Annotated in this window: 14 protein-coding genes; 6 read left to right on the forward strand and 8 right to left on the reverse strand. The window is 72.5% G+C overall.

Annotated features, from left to right (window positions below):
• Positions 1–32: 32 nt before the first annotated feature.
• The gene (locus PS467_RS35625; RefSeq protein ID WP_311038669.1) at positions 33–875 is read right to left on the reverse strand and encodes a DUF4097 family beta strand repeat-containing protein; all 843 of its coding nucleotides are present in this window, start codon (positions 873–875) and stop codon (positions 33–35) included.
• A gap of 95 nt (positions 876–970) precedes the next feature.
• A complete protein-coding gene (locus PS467_RS35630; RefSeq protein WP_311038670.1) occupies positions 971–1,492 on the reverse strand; it encodes a toxin-antitoxin system HicB family antitoxin in 522 nt (173 codons plus the stop codon).
• A gap of 406 nt (positions 1,493–1,898) precedes the next feature.
• Here PS467_RS35630 and PS467_RS35635 point away from each other — a divergent pair, with 406 nt between their 5' ends.
• Together PS467_RS35635 and PS467_RS35640 are read left to right on the forward strand one after the other, a co-directional pair.
• Positions 1,899–2,723, forward strand: coding sequence for a MerR family transcriptional regulator (locus PS467_RS35635; protein WP_311038671.1), 825 nt, complete (start codon positions 1,899–1,901; stop codon positions 2,721–2,723).
• Between the two features lie 128 nt (positions 2,724–2,851).
• The gene (locus PS467_RS35640; protein ID WP_311038672.1) at positions 2,852–3,094 is read left to right on the forward strand and encodes a hypothetical protein; all 243 of its coding nucleotides are present in this window, start codon (positions 2,852–2,854) and stop codon (positions 3,092–3,094) included.
• Between the two features lie 14 nt (positions 3,095–3,108).
• On the opposite strand, the gene rraA is transcribed toward PS467_RS35640, so the two are convergent.
• The 6 genes from rraA to PS467_RS35670 all read right to left on the reverse strand — a co-directional run bounded on the left by rraA (position 3,109) and on the right by PS467_RS35670 (position 8,324).
• Positions 3,109–3,594: a ribonuclease E activity regulator RraA gene (rraA, locus tag PS467_RS35645; RefSeq protein ID WP_311038673.1), complete on the reverse strand. Its 486-nt coding sequence runs from the start codon at positions 3,592–3,594 to the stop codon at positions 3,109–3,111.
• 48 nt (positions 3,595–3,642) lie between these two features.
• Positions 3,643–4,287, reverse strand: a complete 645-nt coding sequence (gene otnC / locus PS467_RS35650) for a 3-oxo-tetronate 4-phosphate decarboxylase (RefSeq protein WP_311038674.1) — start codon at positions 4,285–4,287, stop codon at positions 3,643–3,645.
• Positions 4,284–5,558 carry a 3-oxo-tetronate kinase gene (otnK, locus tag PS467_RS35655; RefSeq protein WP_311038675.1) on the reverse strand — a complete coding sequence of 425 codons (1,275 nt, stop codon included), beginning with the start codon at positions 5,556–5,558 and terminating at the stop codon, positions 4,284–4,286. Before otnK ends, otnC begins: the two co-directional genes overlap by 4 nt.
• 84 nt (positions 5,559–5,642) lie before the next feature.
• A complete protein-coding gene (locus PS467_RS35660) occupies positions 5,643–6,731 on the reverse strand; it encodes an isocitrate/isopropylmalate dehydrogenase family protein (protein ID WP_311038676.1) in 1,089 nt (362 codons plus the stop codon).
• 49 nt (positions 6,732–6,780) lie between these two features.
• A complete protein-coding gene (locus PS467_RS35665) occupies positions 6,781–7,617 on the reverse strand; it encodes a sugar phosphate isomerase/epimerase family protein (RefSeq protein WP_311038677.1) in 837 nt (278 codons plus the stop codon).
• Positions 7,614–8,324, reverse strand: a complete 711-nt coding sequence (locus PS467_RS35670; RefSeq protein ID WP_311038678.1) for an aspartate/glutamate racemase family protein — start codon at positions 8,322–8,324, stop codon at positions 7,614–7,616. The genes PS467_RS35665 and PS467_RS35670 overlap by 4 nt, the downstream gene beginning before the upstream one ends.
• Before the next feature lie 500 nt (positions 8,325–8,824).
• Here PS467_RS35670 and PS467_RS35675 point away from each other — a divergent pair, with 500 nt between their 5' ends.
• The 4 genes from PS467_RS35675 to PS467_RS35690 all read left to right on the forward strand — a co-directional run bounded on the left by PS467_RS35675 (position 8,825) and on the right by PS467_RS35690 (position 15,338).
• On the forward strand, positions 8,825–10,120 hold the full coding sequence (locus PS467_RS35675) for a CitMHS family transporter (protein WP_311038679.1): 1,296 nt from the start codon (positions 8,825–8,827) through the stop codon (positions 10,118–10,120).
• Between the two features lie 89 nt (positions 10,121–10,209).
• Complete coding sequence (locus PS467_RS35680) at positions 10,210–10,848, forward strand: TetR/AcrR family transcriptional regulator (protein ID WP_311038680.1); 639 nt, start codon at positions 10,210–10,212, stop codon at positions 10,846–10,848.
• Between the two features lie 230 nt (positions 10,849–11,078).
• The gene (locus PS467_RS35685; protein ID WP_311038681.1) at positions 11,079–12,260 is read left to right on the forward strand and encodes an MFS transporter; all 1,182 of its coding nucleotides are present in this window, start codon (positions 11,079–11,081) and stop codon (positions 12,258–12,260) included.
• Between the two features lie 474 nt (positions 12,261–12,734).
• Positions 12,735–15,338: an ATP-binding protein gene (locus PS467_RS35690; RefSeq protein ID WP_311038682.1), complete on the forward strand. Its 2,604-nt coding sequence runs from the start codon at positions 12,735–12,737 to the stop codon at positions 15,336–15,338.
• Positions 15,339–15,519: the final 181 nt, after the last annotated feature.

Genomic DNA, 15,519 nt, shown 5'->3' on the forward strand with positions numbered 1-15,519 from the left:
GGGTGGCGTGGGCGAGCCGGCGGGATCGGCGCTCAGGGCCGGGCGCGGCGCACGTCGATGTTGCCCCAGCGGGTCCGGGCGCGGACCGTGACGGTGTCCTCGGTCTCCGCCGGGGGTGCGGTGTCGGCGAGGGAGTTGCGCACCTGCCCGCGCTCGGAGGCGGCGTCGAGCCAGGCGGCGGTGCCCTCGCGGATGCCGACCTCGATCGCGCCGTAGGAGGTCTCCAGTTGGACCGTGCCGCAGGCGACGTCGGCGACCCGAAGGGCGCCGTGGGCAGTGGTCGCGGTCACCGAGCTCTCGGCGCGCTCGATGTCGATGTCGCCATGGGCGCCGCTCACCCGCAGGTCGCCGGTCGCGGCGGCGACGGCCGTGTTGCCGTGCGAGTTCTTCAGGACGGCGGGGCCGTCGACGACGCCGAGGCGCAGGCTGCCGAAGCTGGTGGTGACCTCCGCCGTGCCCTCGATCCGGTCGACGGTGATCGAGCTGTGGGCGGCGGTCAGCCGGAGCGGCCCGGTCGTGTCGAGGCGGACGTCACCGGACGAGGTCTTCATCCGGACCTCGCCGAGCCGGCCCTCGCCGAGCACCTGGACCACGGAGCCGGTCATGTCGACGCGCGAGTCCGTGGGCAGGTCGACCGTCACATCGACGGCGCCGGAGGGCCCGACGAGGCGGCGCAGCTTCGTCCTGACGGTCAGGACGCCACTCGCGTACGAGACCTCGGTCTGCTCGGCGGCCCGTACGTCCTTGTCCCGCTTCGGGTCGCGGGGCCGCACCTCGACCACCGTGTCCAGGCGGTCGCTCGCGGTGAAGCGGAGCGAACCGGCGTCCACGCGGGCGGTGACCGAAATCGGTTCGGGAGTGTCGAAAGAAGGCATGGCTGTACCGTCCTCATGGGTCCTTGGGGCGTCCCCGCTGGTGGGACGTGGTGTGGGTGAAGTGCCGTTCTCTTGTGGCGCGGGCGCGGACGCGGTCAGCGCACCCAGCCCGTGAAGCTCTGTCCGACGGTGCGGGTCCTCTCCGTCGTCGTACGCGGCCGCGTGCCACCGTCGACCGCGGCCGACACGGCCCGCACCAGCCACGCGTTGACCGACAGGCCCTCGCGGCTCGCGGCCTCCTCGGCGCGCGCCTTGAGGTGGGCCGGCAGCCGCAGATTGACGCGGGCGGTGCCACCCTCGTCGCCTTCGGCGGGCACCTGGGCCTTGGGCGGTTCGACGGGCGCGGCGGCCGCTTCGGCGGGGCCGCCGTCGGCGGGCGGCGGCGTCACCACGAAGTCGGGGTCGAGTCCGCGCAGCCGTACGTCGACCGAGCCGGGGGCGAGTTCGCGGGTGATCTCGTCCATAGCGGCGGAGAGCACGTTGAGCATGGTCAGACGGGTCGCCGACTCCAGAGGAGCGGTGAGCCGCTCGGCCAGCTCGCGGGCGTCTTCCCCGCCGGCTTCGGCGGCCACCGCCAGTTCGCGGCGAAGGTTGTCGACATACGGGGTGAGGTCCATGACGCCATGATGGCACCACAATGGCGCCACTCGCAAGTCCGAGTGGCGTCTTGCTGGCAGTGGGCGTGGGTGATTGTCGCCCTGACCCGCTCTGACCTGCGGAAATGTGGAGAGGTCAACCTGGGGCAGGGTGGCGCCAGGTGTGCCCATGCGCCTTCGAGGGCGCGAGATGGTGCCAGCGCGGCACCGTATGGCGCCAAACGGTGCCACCCGGTGCCCGTGGTGCTGCCGCGCACGGTCCCGGCCCGTGGGCCAGGGCCTGCCACACTGGGCACCCAGGGGACATGAGCGGTGCGACGGCGGTGGCCATGCGGAGCCGGTTCCCGCGCGCCCGGTATGGGCGGCCGGGGCTCTCCGCCGTCCTGTTGACCCTCACACCGTGTCAGGCGCTGAACTCGGAGACACCATGTTCACCATCGGAGACTTCGCCCGGCACGGCCGTGTCTCGGTCCGGATGCTGCGTCACTACGACGCCACCGGACTGCTGCGCCCGGCCCATGTCGACCCCGCCACCGGCTACCGGTACTACTCGGCCGCCCAGCTCAGCCGCCTGAACCGGGTCATCGCGCTCAAAGAGCTCGGCTTCACCCTCCAGCAGGTGCGGGCCATCGTGGACGAGAAGGTCGGCACCGAGGAGCTGCGCGGCATGCTCCGGTTGCGGCGGGCCGAGCTGGCGGCCGCGGCGGCCGCCGCGGCGGCACGGCTGGTACAGGTCGAGGCGAGGCTCCGGTCGATCGAGAGCGAGGGACACATGCCCACGAACGACGTCGTCATCAAGAAGGTCCCGGCGGTGCGGGTGGCGGAGCTCACCGCGACCGCCGCCAGTTTCGAACCCCAGGAGATCGGCCCGGTCATCTCCCCCCTCTACGACGAGCTGTTCCGGCGCCTCGACGCGGCGGGCATCACCCCGACGGGCCCCGGTGTCGCCTATTACGAGGACGCCCCGGACGGCGGCGGCGCCATCACCGTCCACGCCGCCGTCCAGGTCTCCGCCCCGCTCCGGGAAGGAGACGACATCCGGGTCCTCGACCTGCCGCCGGTCGAGCGGGCCGCGACCATCGTCCACCGCGGCCCGATGGACACCGTGGTGCCCACGGCCCAGGCCCTGGCCCGCTGGATCGACGGCAACGGCTACCGGTCGGCCGGCTATCCCCGGGAGATCAGCCTGGAGTGCCCCGAGGACCGCGAGGAGTGGGTGACGGAACTCCAGGCACCGGTGGTCGAGGTCTGACCGCCGGCCCATGACCCGACGGCGGCCGCTCGCCGGACCCGGCGAGCGGCCGCCCCCGTGTCGTCGCGCTGCCGGTACGCCTCCCGGCTGACGCTTCCCGCCCGAACGGTTTCTCTAGAATCGATCTCATGTCTGATCTGGTGACTGATGAGCTGATTGAGCTGCAAAAATCCTCCGATGCCGAGCATCAGCGGCTCTCCGGACTGGACGGCGATGAGCGCCAGGCCCAGTGGGAGCGATGGCGGGTGGCGGCGGAGCGGGCGCAGGCGGCGGTGACGGAGCACGCCGCGTCCGCCGGGCTGAGCAGATTCGAGGTGGAGCGGGCGGTGAAGAAGGCCGTAAGACATCCGGAGGACCCGGCCGCGGCCTAGCACTCCGGATGGCGCTACGCCCCCAGGAGGGCGATGCCGTCGTCGTCGGCGTGCAGGATGTCGCCGGGGCGGAAGGTGACCCCGCCGAAGGTGACGGGGACGTCGACGGCTCCGGCGCCGTCCTTGGCGCTCTTGCGGGGGATGGTGCCCAGGGCCTTGATGCCGAGCCGGAGACCGGCGAGGGCGACGCTGTCGCGGACCGCGCCGTGGAGGACGAGCCCGGCCCAGCCGTTGTCCTGGGCGGCGCCGGCGATGAGGTCGCCGACCAGCGCGGTGCGCAGGGAGCCGCCCCCGTCCACGACGGGGACGCCTCCGTCGCCCGGGGTGCGCAGCAGGTCGCGCAGCAGGCCGTTGTCCTCGTGGCAGGAGACGGTGCGGACGGGCCCGGCGAAGCCGCGATGGCCGCCGAACTGGCGGAACTGGAGGTCGCAGACGCGCAGATCGGCGCCGTACTGGTCGACGAGGTCGGCGGTGGGGAGGGGGGTGACGGTCTCGGGCATGGTGGGACTCCTTCGCTGGGGCTGCCGCGCTCCTGTGTCATCCGGCCGTCAGGGGGACGGGGGCGCGAGCGCGGCGGCCTGTTCGGGGGTGAGGGGGCGGGTGGTGTGTCCTCGCAGGAGGAGGTGGAGTCTGGCGGTTTCCTCGAGTTCCTCGATCGCGTCGGCGGCTTGTTCCAGGGTGGCGCCGGCGATGACGGGACCGTGGTTGGCGAGGAGGACGGCGTGGTGGGTGCGGGCCGTCCGCTCGGCGAGCGGTTCCAGGCCGCTGTCGCCGGGGGCGTGGTAGGGGAGCAGCGGAAGGGTTCCGACGCGCATGGCGTAGTACGCGGTCAGCGGCGGCAGGACGTCGTCGGGGTTCACGTCGGCCAGGCAGGAGACGGCGGCGGCGTGGGTGGAGTGCAGGTGCACGACCGCGTGGGCGGTGGGCCGGGCCCGGTAGAAGGCGGCGTGCAGGAACGCCTCCTTGGTGGGCCGGGGACCGTCGAGGTGCGTGCCGTTCAGGTCGGTGCGGGAGAGTTCGGCTTCCTCGACGGTGCCGAGGCTGGAACCGGTGGGGGTGAGCAGGAGGCTGCCGTCGGCGAGGCGGACGGAGAGGTTGCCGGTGGAGCCGTGCGTCAGGCCGCGGCCGAACAGGGAGCGGGCGGTGCGTACGATCAGCGCGCGGGCCGCCGATGCGTCCGGGTAGGTGGTCACGTGGCCTCCTCGGCCGTGCTGGGCAGGGCGCGGGTGAACAGGTCGGGGGCGCCGAAGTTGCCGGACTTGAGCATCAGGGCGAGGTCACCGGCCTCGGTGGTGGCGTAGGTCCAGGGCACGCCGGGGTCGGCCTCGGCACCGACCAGGACGGCGCGGACGCCGAGGGCCGTGGTGACGGCGCCCGAGGTCTCCCCGCCCGCGACGAGGAGTCGGCGTACGCCGCGCTCGACGAGGTGCGAGGCGAGGGTGCCGAGCAGCTCCTCCACCTGCGCGGCGGCCTCGGCGACCCCCAACTGGGCCTGTACGGCGGCGAGTTCCTCCGGCGACGCGGAGGCATAGATCAGCACGGGCAGGTCGGGATCCTGCTCGTCGTACCAGGCCAGTGCCTCGCCGGTGACGTCGCGGCCGGTGGCGGCGGCGAGGACGTCGAGGTGGCGGGAGGGCAGGCCGGCGGCGTAGAACTGGGCGATCTGCTCCAGGGTGCGAGCGGAACAGCTGCCGGCCAGGACGGCGGCGCGGCCCGCGCGGGGCAGTGGTTCGGCGGCGGCCGGTCCGGTGCCGGGGTAGGCGTGGCCGAGCCCTTCGGCCAGGCCCGCTGCCCCGGCGACGACCGGCAGTTCGAGCGCGGCGGCACCCAGCACGGCGAGGTCGTCGTCGGTCAGGGCGTCGGCGATGACGTGCCGGACGCCGGCGTGCCGGTGTGCCACCAGCGCCTCGCGCACGGCCTCGACCCCCTCCCGCACGGTGACCCAGTCGATCAGGGCCACCGCATGGCGGGTCTGCGCGGACAGCAGGCGCACCAGGGCGGAGTCCGTCATGGGGTTGAGGGGGTGGTGGCGCAGCGGCGAGTCGGACAGCAACTGGTCGTGGACGAACAGATGCCCCTGGTAGACGGTGCGGCCGTTGGGCGGGGAGGCCGGACAGTGCAGGGTGACGCTCGACCCGGCGGTCTCCATGAGGGCGTCGGTGACCGGGCCGATGTTGCCCTTGGGGGTGGAGTCGAAGGTGGAGCAGTACTTGACGTAGATCTGTGCCGCGCCCTTGGTCCACAGCCAGCGCTGGGCGGCGAGGGAGTCGGCGACGGCCTCGTCGGCGGGTGTGGAGCGGGACTTGAGGGCGATGACGGCGGCGTCGCAGTCATCGGGCAGCGCGATGGTGGTGTCCGGGGTGCCGAAGACCAGGGCGGTGCGCAGGCCGGCCCGCCGGAAGGCGGCGGCGACGTCGGTGCCGCCGGTGAAGTCGTCGGCTATGCAGCCGATGCGCAGGGTCATGGTCGGGGATCTTCTCCTCGGGCGTGCGGGGGAGCGTGCGGTCCGGGGCGGGCGGCGGAGTCGGCCCGCCCCGGAGCGGGTGGGTCAGTTCTGGCCGGCGCCGGCGGTGATGGCCTTGATGACGGCGGCGGTGAACTCGGTGGTGGAGGCGGAGCCGCCGAGGTCGCGGGTGGAGGTGCCGGAGGCGATGGCGGCGGCCACGCCGCTCTCGATGAGCCTGGCGACGGTGGCGAGCCTCTCGTCACCGTGCTGGGCGGCGAGCCACTCGAAGAGCATCGCGCCGGAGAGGATCATGGCGACCGGGTTGGCGATGTTCTGCCCGGCGATGTCGGGGGCGGAGCCGTGGGACGCCTGGGCCATGGCGGTGGTCGCGGAGGCGTTGATGGAGGGGGCGGTGCCGAGCGAGCCGGAGATCTCGCCGGCCAGGTCGGAGAGGATGTCGCCGAACATGTTCTCGGTGACGATGACGTCGAAGTCCTGGGCACGGCGCACCAGGTGGACGGTCATGGCGTCGATGTGGAAGTCGTCGACCGCCACGTCCGGGTAGTCCTCGGCGACTTCCTGGCAGACGGTGCGGAACAGGCCGGTGGTGAGCTTGAGGACGTTGGCCTTGTGGACGATGGTGAGCTTCTTGCGGCGGGAGCGGGCCAGGTCGAAGGCGACGCGGGCGACCCGCTCGGTGGCCTCGCGGGTGATGATGCCCATCATGATCGCCGTATCGCGGGTGGGCATGAACTCGCCGGTGCCGGCGAAGGTGTTGCGGTCGGCGTAGAAGCCCTCGGTGTTCTCCCGGACGATGACGAGGTCGGCGTTGCCGCAGACGGCCTCGGCACCGGGGAAGCTCTTGGCGGGGCGGATGTTGGCGAAGAGCTGGAAGTGCTTGCGCAGGGTGCCCGACGGATTGAGCGCGGACTTGTGCGGCTCGGGGTAGGACACGGAGTCGTGCGGGCCGAGGTACCAGCCGTCCAGACCGGCCAGGGCGTCCTTGGTCTCCTCGGGGACCGGGGTGCCGTGGGTCTCGATGGCGGTGGCGGCGAGCGGCAGGGTCACCCAGTCGACGGAGACGCCGGCGACCTGGGCGGCGGCGGTGGCGATCTCCACGGAGGACGGGACGATCTCGGGGCCGATGCCGTCGCCTTCGAGGACGCCGAGGCGGTAGGTCGTGGTGCTCATGGTGCGGGTTCCTCTCAGAACAGGGTGGTGGGCGGTCGGGAGGGACGGATCAGGACAGCGCGGCCGCGGCATCGGCCAGCGCGGTCCAGGAGCGGGCGGCGGCCCTGGGACTGTCGCCGTCCTGGGTGTGCTCCAAGGTCAGCCAGCCGGTGAAACCGCCGGTGCGCAGCGCGTTCAGCAGGGCCGGGAGCCGGGGGTCGCGGAGGGTCAGGGGGCCCCGCGTCGAGGGCGCCGCGAGCTGGAGGCAGCCGGTGACGGGGGCGTGCTCGGCGACGGCCCGGACGGTATCGACGCCTTCGGCGTCGAGATGGTGGGTGTCCAGCACCAGCCCGGCCGGGGCGTCGAACGAGCCGATGACGGCGAGGGCCTCGTCGGGGGTGTGCCACAGCGAGGTGTTGGCGCGCGACTGGGGCTCCAGCAGCAGCCGGCTGCCGCGGGCGGCGGCCTCCTCGGCCAGCTGCGCCACGGCGCGTTCGGCCCAGGTGCGCTGCGTGTCCGCCAGTCCCGGCAGGAAGGTGCCGCGGGTCTGGCCGAGGGTGACCGGCACCCCGAGTTCCCCGGCGAGGCGGGCCGCGCCCAGCAGACGGTGCAGGGCGTGCCGGCGTACGTCCGGCGACGGGTCGGTCAGCGTCAGCCGGTCCTGGGCCGCGACCGGTCCGGTGCCGATGCCCAGGACCGTCAGACCGGCCGTCTCGGCGGTCCGGGCCAGGGCGTGGGCATCGCGTGCGGTGGTGTCACGGACCTGCACCTCCACTCCGTCATAGCCGAGTTCGGCCAGCCGGCGGACCGCTTCGGCCAGGGGCGCGCCGAATCCGAGCGGCATGGGCGCGGCGCAGTCGTCGCCGGAGACGGTGTAGGCCAGGGGCCAGGGCAGCCGCGCCGTCACGGTGCGACCGCCGCGGTGGTGGCCGGCCGTCCCGCGCCGGAGGTGAGCAGGCCGCGCAGTTCCCGGGCGGCGGCGCCCGCACCGTCCAGCACCGGCACGCCCACCAGGTCGGCGAGCGCGTCGCGCACCGGGGTCAGTGAGTACTGCGCCAGGAGCACCGCGTCGGCGTCCGAGCCCCCGGCCGCGTCCAGGGCGTTCGCCAGGTGGCGGGCGGTGGACTCGGCGTCGGCGGCGACGGCCGCCTCCTCGCTCAGCGCGGTCACGAGGTCGACCGGGCGGTCCGGGCGGGCCACCGGGATCAGCGCTTCGAGCTGGGCCACGGCGGCCGGGACGGCGGGCGGGGTGGAGGCGACGACGGCGATGCGCCGGTACGGACCGGCCAGGGCGGCCTTGAACATCGCCTCGTCGGACTTCAGGACGGGCACGTTCCACAGCGCGCGGGCGGTGTCCACGACCTCCCCGTAGGAGGAGCAGGTCAGCAACAGGCCCTGGGCGCCGCCGTCCATCACGTGCCCGATCAGGCGGAGCATGCGCCGGCGCAGCGCGTCGGTGAGGCCGCCGGCCTCGCGGGCCTCGTCCAGCAGGCGGTCGTCCAACACGTTCCACACGGTGGCCTGCGGGAACTCCCGTGTGAACGCCTCCTGGGCGATGCGGGTCGCGGCGGGCACGGCGTGGATCATGGCGACCAGGGGATGGGGTTCGATCACCGGGTTCTTTCCTCTTCCGGTAGGCGGGGACCGGGAAGGGTCCCGACCGCGGGCCCGCTCCGGCCGGCGCGGTGACGCGCCGCGAAAGCACGGGGGAGAAGGCCCGAGGTGGGGGGCGGCAACGTTCGCTGTGGTGCCGTGCCGCCACTGTAGAAGCATCCGGTTAACCGGTCAACCAGATGCGGCGAGGCTGGAAGTATCGCGTTTCCGGCCGTCCGTCCCCGGTGAGGGTTCCGCGTTTTAGGCGGTGAATCCCTCACGTCGGTATTGACGTGATGGCTGGATTCTAGTTACCTACCGGCAATCCGGTTAACCGGTCTGCCGGAAGCTCGGCGAGCCGCCCTCCCTTCCCGTACCGCCGCCGGAAGCCCCAGCCCGACCAGCGCACCCCCGACATCGGAAGCGGGCCACTGCCCGCCGCGACCGTGCGCCCGCCCGGACCGCCGTACAGAAAGCCGCACGACCGTGGCGGCCCCTCCGCCCTGCCCCTAGGAGCAACGATGCTCGCCGTCCTCGGCTTCGCCACCCTGGGCAGCTTCATGCTGCTCGTGATGCGGAAACACCTCTCCGCGTTCACCGCCATCATGCTGACCCCGATCGCAGCCGCCCTGATCGCGGGCAAGGGCGCCAAGCTCGGCGACATGATCATGAACGGTCTGGACACCGTCGCACCCACCGCGGCGCTGCTGCTGTTCGCCGTCCTCTACTTCGGCCTGATGATGGAGTGCAAGCTCTTCGAGCCCGTCTGCCAGGCCATCGTCCGTGCCTCCAAGGGCGATCCGGTCCGCATCTGCGTCGGTACCGCGGTCCTGGCCCTGTGCGTCGCGCTGGACGGTGACGGCACCACCAGCTACATGATCGTCTGCTCCGCGTTCCTGCCCATCTACCGGCGCCTGGGGATGAACCCCCTCATCCTCGCCACCCTCTCCGCGATGGCGCTGGGCACGATCTCCGGCACCACCCCCTGGGGCGGAGCCGCCACCCGCGGCATCAGCGTGCTGCACCTGAGCGCCACCGAGTACTTCGTCCACATGATCGCCCCCATGGCGCTCACCAGCCTGGCCATCATGGCCGCCGCCTACTGGCTCGGCCTGCGCGAGCGGCACAAGATCGACGCCGAGAAGCTCGCCGCCTACCGGCTCGACATCGCCTCGGGAGAAGCCTTCGAGCCGGTGCGGGCGGACTGGCGGATGTGGTGCAACGCCGCCCTCACCGTGCTGCTGATGGTGCTGCTCGTCCTGGAGGTCGCCGATCTCCTGGTGCTGTTCATGGTCGCGTTCGTCATCGCCCTGCTCATCAACATCCGCACCATCGGCGACCAGCAGGAACTCATCAAGCGTCAGGCCGCCAACGCCGTCCCCGTGATGATCCTCGTCCTGGCCGCCGGTGTGTTCACCGGCATCATGACCGACTCCGGCATGATCAAGGCCATGGCGGATGCCGCCCTGGCCGTCGTCCCCGACTCCATGGGCAACCTCATCCCGCTGTTCACCGCCGTCCTCGCCCTGCCGCTCGGCTTCTTCATGTCCAACGACGGCTACTGGTTCGGCGTCGTCCCCGTTCTCGCCGAATCCGCCGCCCACTACGGCATCGACGCCAACGAAATCGCCAGGGCCGGCGCCATCGGCCAGATCCTCCACATGATGGGCCCCACCAGCGCACCCCTGTGGGTCCTGCTCGGACTCGTCAAGGCCGAGCTCGGCGACTTCCAGAAGCACGCCCTGCGCTGGGGCGTCCCCGTCTCCCTCGCCTACATCGGCTTCGCCGTCCTCACCGGGGCCACCACCGTCACCTGAGCCGGACGGCGAGACGGCCGGCACGGGCGCGTGGCCGCGTCGACCGCGACCCCGTACCCCTCCCGGCCCGCGGGAGTACCATCCCCACGATGAGTGCTCCCGCGAACCGCCCCGGTGCCGTGCCCACACGGCCCCCGGTGAGGCGTGGCCGGCGCCCGTTCGAGGAGGTGCGGCAGGCCGTGTTGCGGGCGGCGGCCCAGACGCTGTTCGAGGCCGGGATCGCCGGCTTCACCATCGAGTGCGTCGCCCGCCGCGCCGGGGTCAGCCGGGTCACCGTCCACAAGCACTGGCCCTCGCGCGGCGCGCTCGCCCTCGACGCCTTCACGGACACCTTCCACAACGACCTCGCCCTCCACGACACCGGCGACGTCCGCCGCGACCTGCATGAGGTCCTCGGGACCTTCGCCCGGCTCCTGGCGAGCAAGCCGGCCGGTCCCGCCTTCGCGCAACTGCTGGGCGCCGCACAGATCGACGCCGACCTCGCCGAGGCGATCCGGGAACGCTACTTCGCGCCCCGTCGCCACGCCGTCCTGGGCATCTTGAACGCCGCGAGGGAACGCGGCGAGATCCCCGCCGACATCGACGTGACGGTCATGGTCGACATGATGTGGGGCGCCTGTTACAACCGTCTTCTCATGCCCGGACTCACCGGCACGCTCACCGAGGACTTCGCCCGGTCCGTCGTCGACGTGGCCCTCGCGGGAGCCGGCGCCTCACCCCGCGCCTAGCGGCATCACACACCCGCACGGACCGGGCTCCGCCGCTGCCCCGGGGCCGCCCCCTTCCGCCGGCCTGGCACCGCAGAAGCCGTTATCTGTTCACGGTGTACATTTACGAGGCGGCCAGGAGCACACGGAATGGAGCGACGGCGGAGATGGCGGAAACGACGACAGAGGCTGTGAACCCTGGCGCGACAAGGAGCCGACGACGTCATGCCTACGGCTTCGCCCTCTCGGCCGTGACCTTGGTGACGCTGACCGCGACGGTCGCCGCGCCCTCGCCGGTCTACCCGCTCTACCAGGCCGAATGGTCACTGGGGCCGGGCGTGCTGAGCCTGATGTTCGCGATATACGTCGTAGGCCTGCTGATCGTCCTCATCACGGCCGGGTCGCTGTCGGACCACACCGGTCGCCGGCCGGTGATACTCGCTGCCGCGCTGCTCGCGCTGATAGCCCTCGTGATCCTCGTCCTCGCCGGAGGCGTCGGCGCGGTGCTGGTGGCGCGGACCCTCCAAGGGGCGGCGATGGCGCTCGGGATCGGTGCCCTCGGCGCCGCCCTGCTGGACTTCGCCCCGCCCCATGGCGGCCGGCTCGCCGCTACGTTGAACGGCGCGCTGCCGCCGGTCGGCCTGGCGGTGGGATCGCTGCTGGGCGGTGTGTTCGTCCAGTTCGAGCCGGACCCCACCCGGCTCGTCTTCGTGGTGCTGTCGGTCGCGGTCATCGTGCTCGGCGTGCTGGCCTTCTTCCTCCCGGAGCGCCACCCCCGCCGCCCCGGTGCGCTGGCCTCCCTGCGGCCCACCCTCAGTCTCCCGGCCCCGGTGCGTCCAGTGTTCTTCGCCGTGCTCGGCTGCATGCTCGCCTCCTGGGCACTCGCCGGCCTCTATCTCGGCATGGGCGCCACCCTCGTGCGAGGGATCTTCGACGCCCCACAGGCGGTCGTCGGCGGCCTGGCGATCGCCTGCGTCACCGGGGTCGGCGCCCTCACCGGCATGGCCGGGCAGCGCCTGGACGCCCGGCATGTCATGATCACGGGTGCCATCGCACTCGTCATCGGCCCCCTGCTCATCCTCGCCGCCGTCCAGACCGGGCAGCTCTGGCTCATGTTCCTCGGCAACATCGTCGGCGGGATCGGTTTCGGCGGCGGTTTTCAAGGCGGGCTGCGGCTCATCCTCGCCGAAGCGCCGGAAGCCGACCGGGCCGGGCTGCTGTCGACCGTCTATCTGATCAGTTATTTCGCCTTCGGCGCGCCGTGCCTTCTCGCCGGGCTGCTCACCCCCACGCTCGGCCTGCGCACCGTCGTCATCGGCTACAGCGTCTTCGTCTCGCTCCTCTCCGCCGTCGCCCTCACGCTGCAACTCGCTCGTCGTGGTACCCGCACCGTCGAGATCGAAGCCGTGCGGGACGAGTTCGCCCGATCGTGAAATCCTCTCGAAGACTCCTGAGAATTCCGCCGGTTCCGGCCCCGGAAGCGGGTATCGCCGACGCATGTAAAACAAGTGGTAGTTGAGCACTCCGCTATGCCAAGTGCGGGTAAAATATCCTGGCGTACAGATTGTTTTTGGCCAACAATCCATCTATCAGGAGCCTCGCCTATCCCTTCGGCTTTAGTGATTTCTCTAAAACGTTCGACTTAAGATCGACGTAGCGTCTGATGCCGAAGTCCGTGGAGGGCTGCAAGTGATATCGACAGATTCCGCATACGCGCGGGTTCAGCCCGGGAAACCCGCCTGATCGGCCCCTGTGGGCTCTGCTGCAGCACCGCCGACCCCTGGGTCACGCAAGCCCGCTTACCGACGCCCCGACTCTCGTCCGCGGCGAGCGATTTTGTCTTGATGGCGCTCCGATAGGGGATTCAGGTGATGCTCGAAAGGCGGCAGGACCGGCGACTCCGTGCGATGCCGAAACCCAGGACCGATGTCCGATTCAACGTTCTCGGCCCGCTCCAGGTGGTCAGGGACGGTGCCATACTGCCGATGGGCGGCCCCAAGAAGCGCGCGGTTCTGGGCTACCTGCTGGTGCATGCGAACGACGTGGTCGCCACCAGTCAGATGATCAAAGTGATCTGGCCCCAGGGAGCCCCCTCGACCGCGCGCAAGATGCTCCAGAACACCGTGTCGTGGTTCCGGAGCGTGCTCGCCGAACACGACCTCGCCCCGTCCTGCGCGTTGTTGACCCACTCACCCGGTTACCTTCTGCGGGTCGACGAGAGCATGGTCGACCTGCTCCGTTACGAACGACTGACCCGGGCCGGCCGCCAGGCGCTGGCCGACGGCCGGCGCGCCGAGGCCACCCGGACCCTGCGTGAGGCGCTCGACCTGTGGCGGGGCCCGGTGCTGGAGGACCTGACCGACACCGGCATCACCTGGCCCCGGCTGGCCGCCCTCCAGGAGGAACGGCTGACCACCCTGGAGGACTACCTGGAGGCGGAGATCGCCGCCGGCCGCCACCACCAGCACGTGGCGGAGCTCGACCAGTTGGTCACCGCGGAGCCGCACCGGGAGCGCGCCTGCCGGCTGTTGATGATCGCGCTGTACCGCTGCGGCAGACAGGTCGACGCGCTGCGCGCCTACCACCGGACCCGCAAGGTACTGATGGACGACCTCGCCCTGGAACCCACCCGGGAGCTGCGCGAGCTGGAGTCCCGCATCCTCGCCCAGGACGTGTCCCTGCGCCCGGCCACCGAACCCGAGCTGCGGCTGACCCTCCCCGGCGCCGCGCACGCCCGCCCGGCACCGGCCGTCGAGGCCGTCCCGGACCGGGAGCCGACCGCCCACCGGGCCGGGGCCGAAGAGGCCGCGCCGTCCCCCAGACCGGCCGCCTCGACCGGGGAGCGCAAGCTCGTCTCCATCCTCACCACCTCGTTCGACCTCGGCCCCGAAGTGGACCCGGAGGACGTGGACGACCTGCTCGCCGACCTGGCCGCCGCGGTCCGCACCGAGGTGGAGACCGCCGGGGGCACCGTCGTGTGCTGCACCGGCTCCGCGGTCCAGGCGGTGTTCGGCGTCCCGCGCACCGGTGAACACGACATGCTGGCCGCGGTCCGCACCGGGCTGGCGGTACGCGACCGCTTCGCCGCCCGGGAGGACGCCGGCCCCCGGCCGGCCACCGTGCGCCTGTCGGTCAACACCGAAGAGGTCCTGATCAAGACGCACGGCGCGGCGCCGGAGGTGGTGAGCCCGGCGATCGACATCTGCCTGCGCCGGGTCTGGTCGCTGCCGCCGGACTCGGTGTGGATCTGCGAGGCGACCCGGCGCAGTGGGGGCGCCGACCTCATCCACGACCTCGCCCCGTACTCCTCGCCGGCCGGCCCGCCGCTGTGGCACGCGACCGGGCTGCGCGGCGACCCCCCGTGCCCCGTCGACATCCCGCGGCCGCCGCTGGTCGACCGGGACCACGATCTGATGATCCTCCAGGAGCACTTCGACCAGGTGGTGCGGCGTGGGCGCGGGCGGATCCTGACCCTGGTCGGCGAGGCGGGCATGGGCAAGAGCCGTCTGGTGCTGGAGCTCGCCCGGCTGATCCGGCGCGGCCCCGACCGGGCCCGGGTGCTGCGGACCGGCACGGTGCACGGCCTGCGGACCGCCACCGCCGACCCGCTCGCCGGACTGGTCGCCTCCTGGGCCGGGCTGGCCCACGGCTGCACGCCCGAGGAGGCCGAGGCCAAGGTGACCGCCGCGGTGAGCGCGCTGCTCGGCGAGGAACCGGCGGCCCGGTCGCTGACCCGCGACCTGCTCCCGCTGTTCGCCCCGGGCGGCCGGGCACGCGGCGGGCCGGACACCGGCGTACTGCACGCCGCCGTCGTCGACCTGCTCGTCCGGATCGCCGGGGAACTCCCGGTGGTGCTGGTGGTGGAGGACCTGCACGCGGCCGACGACGACCTGTCGCGGTTCCTCGGCCTGCTCGCCGGGCGGGTCGCCGCCATCCCGCTGCTGTTGATCTCCACGGCCCGGCCGCAGCTCGCCCGCCGTCTGTGCTCCCAGGCATCCACCACCATCACGCTGGACCGGCTGACCGACGACGCGGTCCGGGAGCTGTGGGGGTCGGTGCTGCGGCGCGAGGACGGCGGCGACGGCGCCGGGCTGACCCCGGAGCTGTTCGACCGGATCGGCGGCAACCCCATGTTCGCCATCGAGTTCGCCCGGCAGCGGCTGCACGAGCCGGACGGTGCTCCGGAGGGCCGGCTGCCGGCCCGGATCTACCGGGTGGTCGCCGCCACCCTCGACCGCCTCGCGCCGGATGAGAAGGAGATCCTGAAGGAGGCCACGCTGGTGTCCGGGCCCATCGTGCCGGACACCGTGGCCGCGCTGGGCTGCCACACCGTGGAGGTGGTACGGGGCTGCCTGGACGACCTGACCCGGCGGGACCTGCTGGTGCGCGACCGCGACGGCACGGGCTACGCCTTCGCGCACCCGGTGATCCGGGACGTGGCGCACGCCCAGTTACCGAAGGCCACCCGGTCCTGCGCCGACCGCCGGGCCGAGGCGCTGCGGGTCGGCTGACGGCGGCGCTTCCGGGGCCGGCCGCGCCGCCGGGGCCGGCCCCGGCCACCGGCGACCGCCGGCCGTCCCCGGCCACTGGCGGTCGTCCGGGTCTGTCCCCGGCCACCGCCGGTCGGCCCCGAGGCCGGCCCCGGCCACCGGCGGTCGTTGCCGTACCCGTGGGCCCACCGCCGGGTGGGTC

The organism is Streptomyces luomodiensis (assembly GCF_031679605.1).
Taxonomy (GTDB): domain Bacteria; phylum Actinomycetota; class Actinomycetes; order Streptomycetales; family Streptomycetaceae; genus Streptomyces; species Streptomyces luomodiensis.

Excerpts from the sequence above, each read along its gene's own strand:
- PS467_RS35640 (WP_311038672.1), top strand. The coding sequence starts at position 2,852 with ATGTCTGATCTGGTGACTGATGAGCTGATTGAGCTGCAAAAATCCTCC.
- PS467_RS35680 (WP_311038680.1), top strand. The coding sequence starts at position 10,210 with ATGAGTGCTCCCGCGAACCGCCCCGGTGCCGTGCCCACACGGCCCCCG.
- PS467_RS35635 (WP_311038671.1), top strand. The coding sequence starts at position 1,899 with ATGTTCACCATCGGAGACTTCGCCCGGCACGGCCGTGTCTCGGTCCGG.
- PS467_RS35675 (WP_311038679.1), top strand. The coding sequence starts at position 8,825 with ATGCTCGCCGTCCTCGGCTTCGCCACCCTGGGCAGCTTCATGCTGCTC.
- PS467_RS35630 (WP_311038670.1), bottom strand. The coding sequence starts at position 1,492 with ATGGACCTCACCCCGTATGTCGACAACCTTCGCCGCGAACTGGCGGTG.
- PS467_RS35625 (WP_311038669.1), bottom strand. The coding sequence starts at position 875 with ATGCCTTCTTTCGACACTCCCGAACCGATTTCGGTCACCGCCCGCGTG.
- rraA (WP_311038673.1), bottom strand. The coding sequence starts at position 3,594 with ATGCCCGAGACCGTCACCCCCCTCCCCACCGCCGACCTCGTCGACCAG.
- PS467_RS35660 (WP_311038676.1), bottom strand. The coding sequence starts at position 6,731 with ATGAGCACCACGACCTACCGCCTCGGCGTCCTCGAAGGCGACGGCATC.
- PS467_RS35690 (WP_311038682.1), top strand. The coding sequence starts at position 12,735 with ATGCCGAAACCCAGGACCGATGTCCGATTCAACGTTCTCGGCCCGCTC.
- otnK (WP_311038675.1), bottom strand. The coding sequence starts at position 5,558 with ATGACCCTGCGCATCGGCTGCATAGCCGACGACTTCACCGGCGGCACC.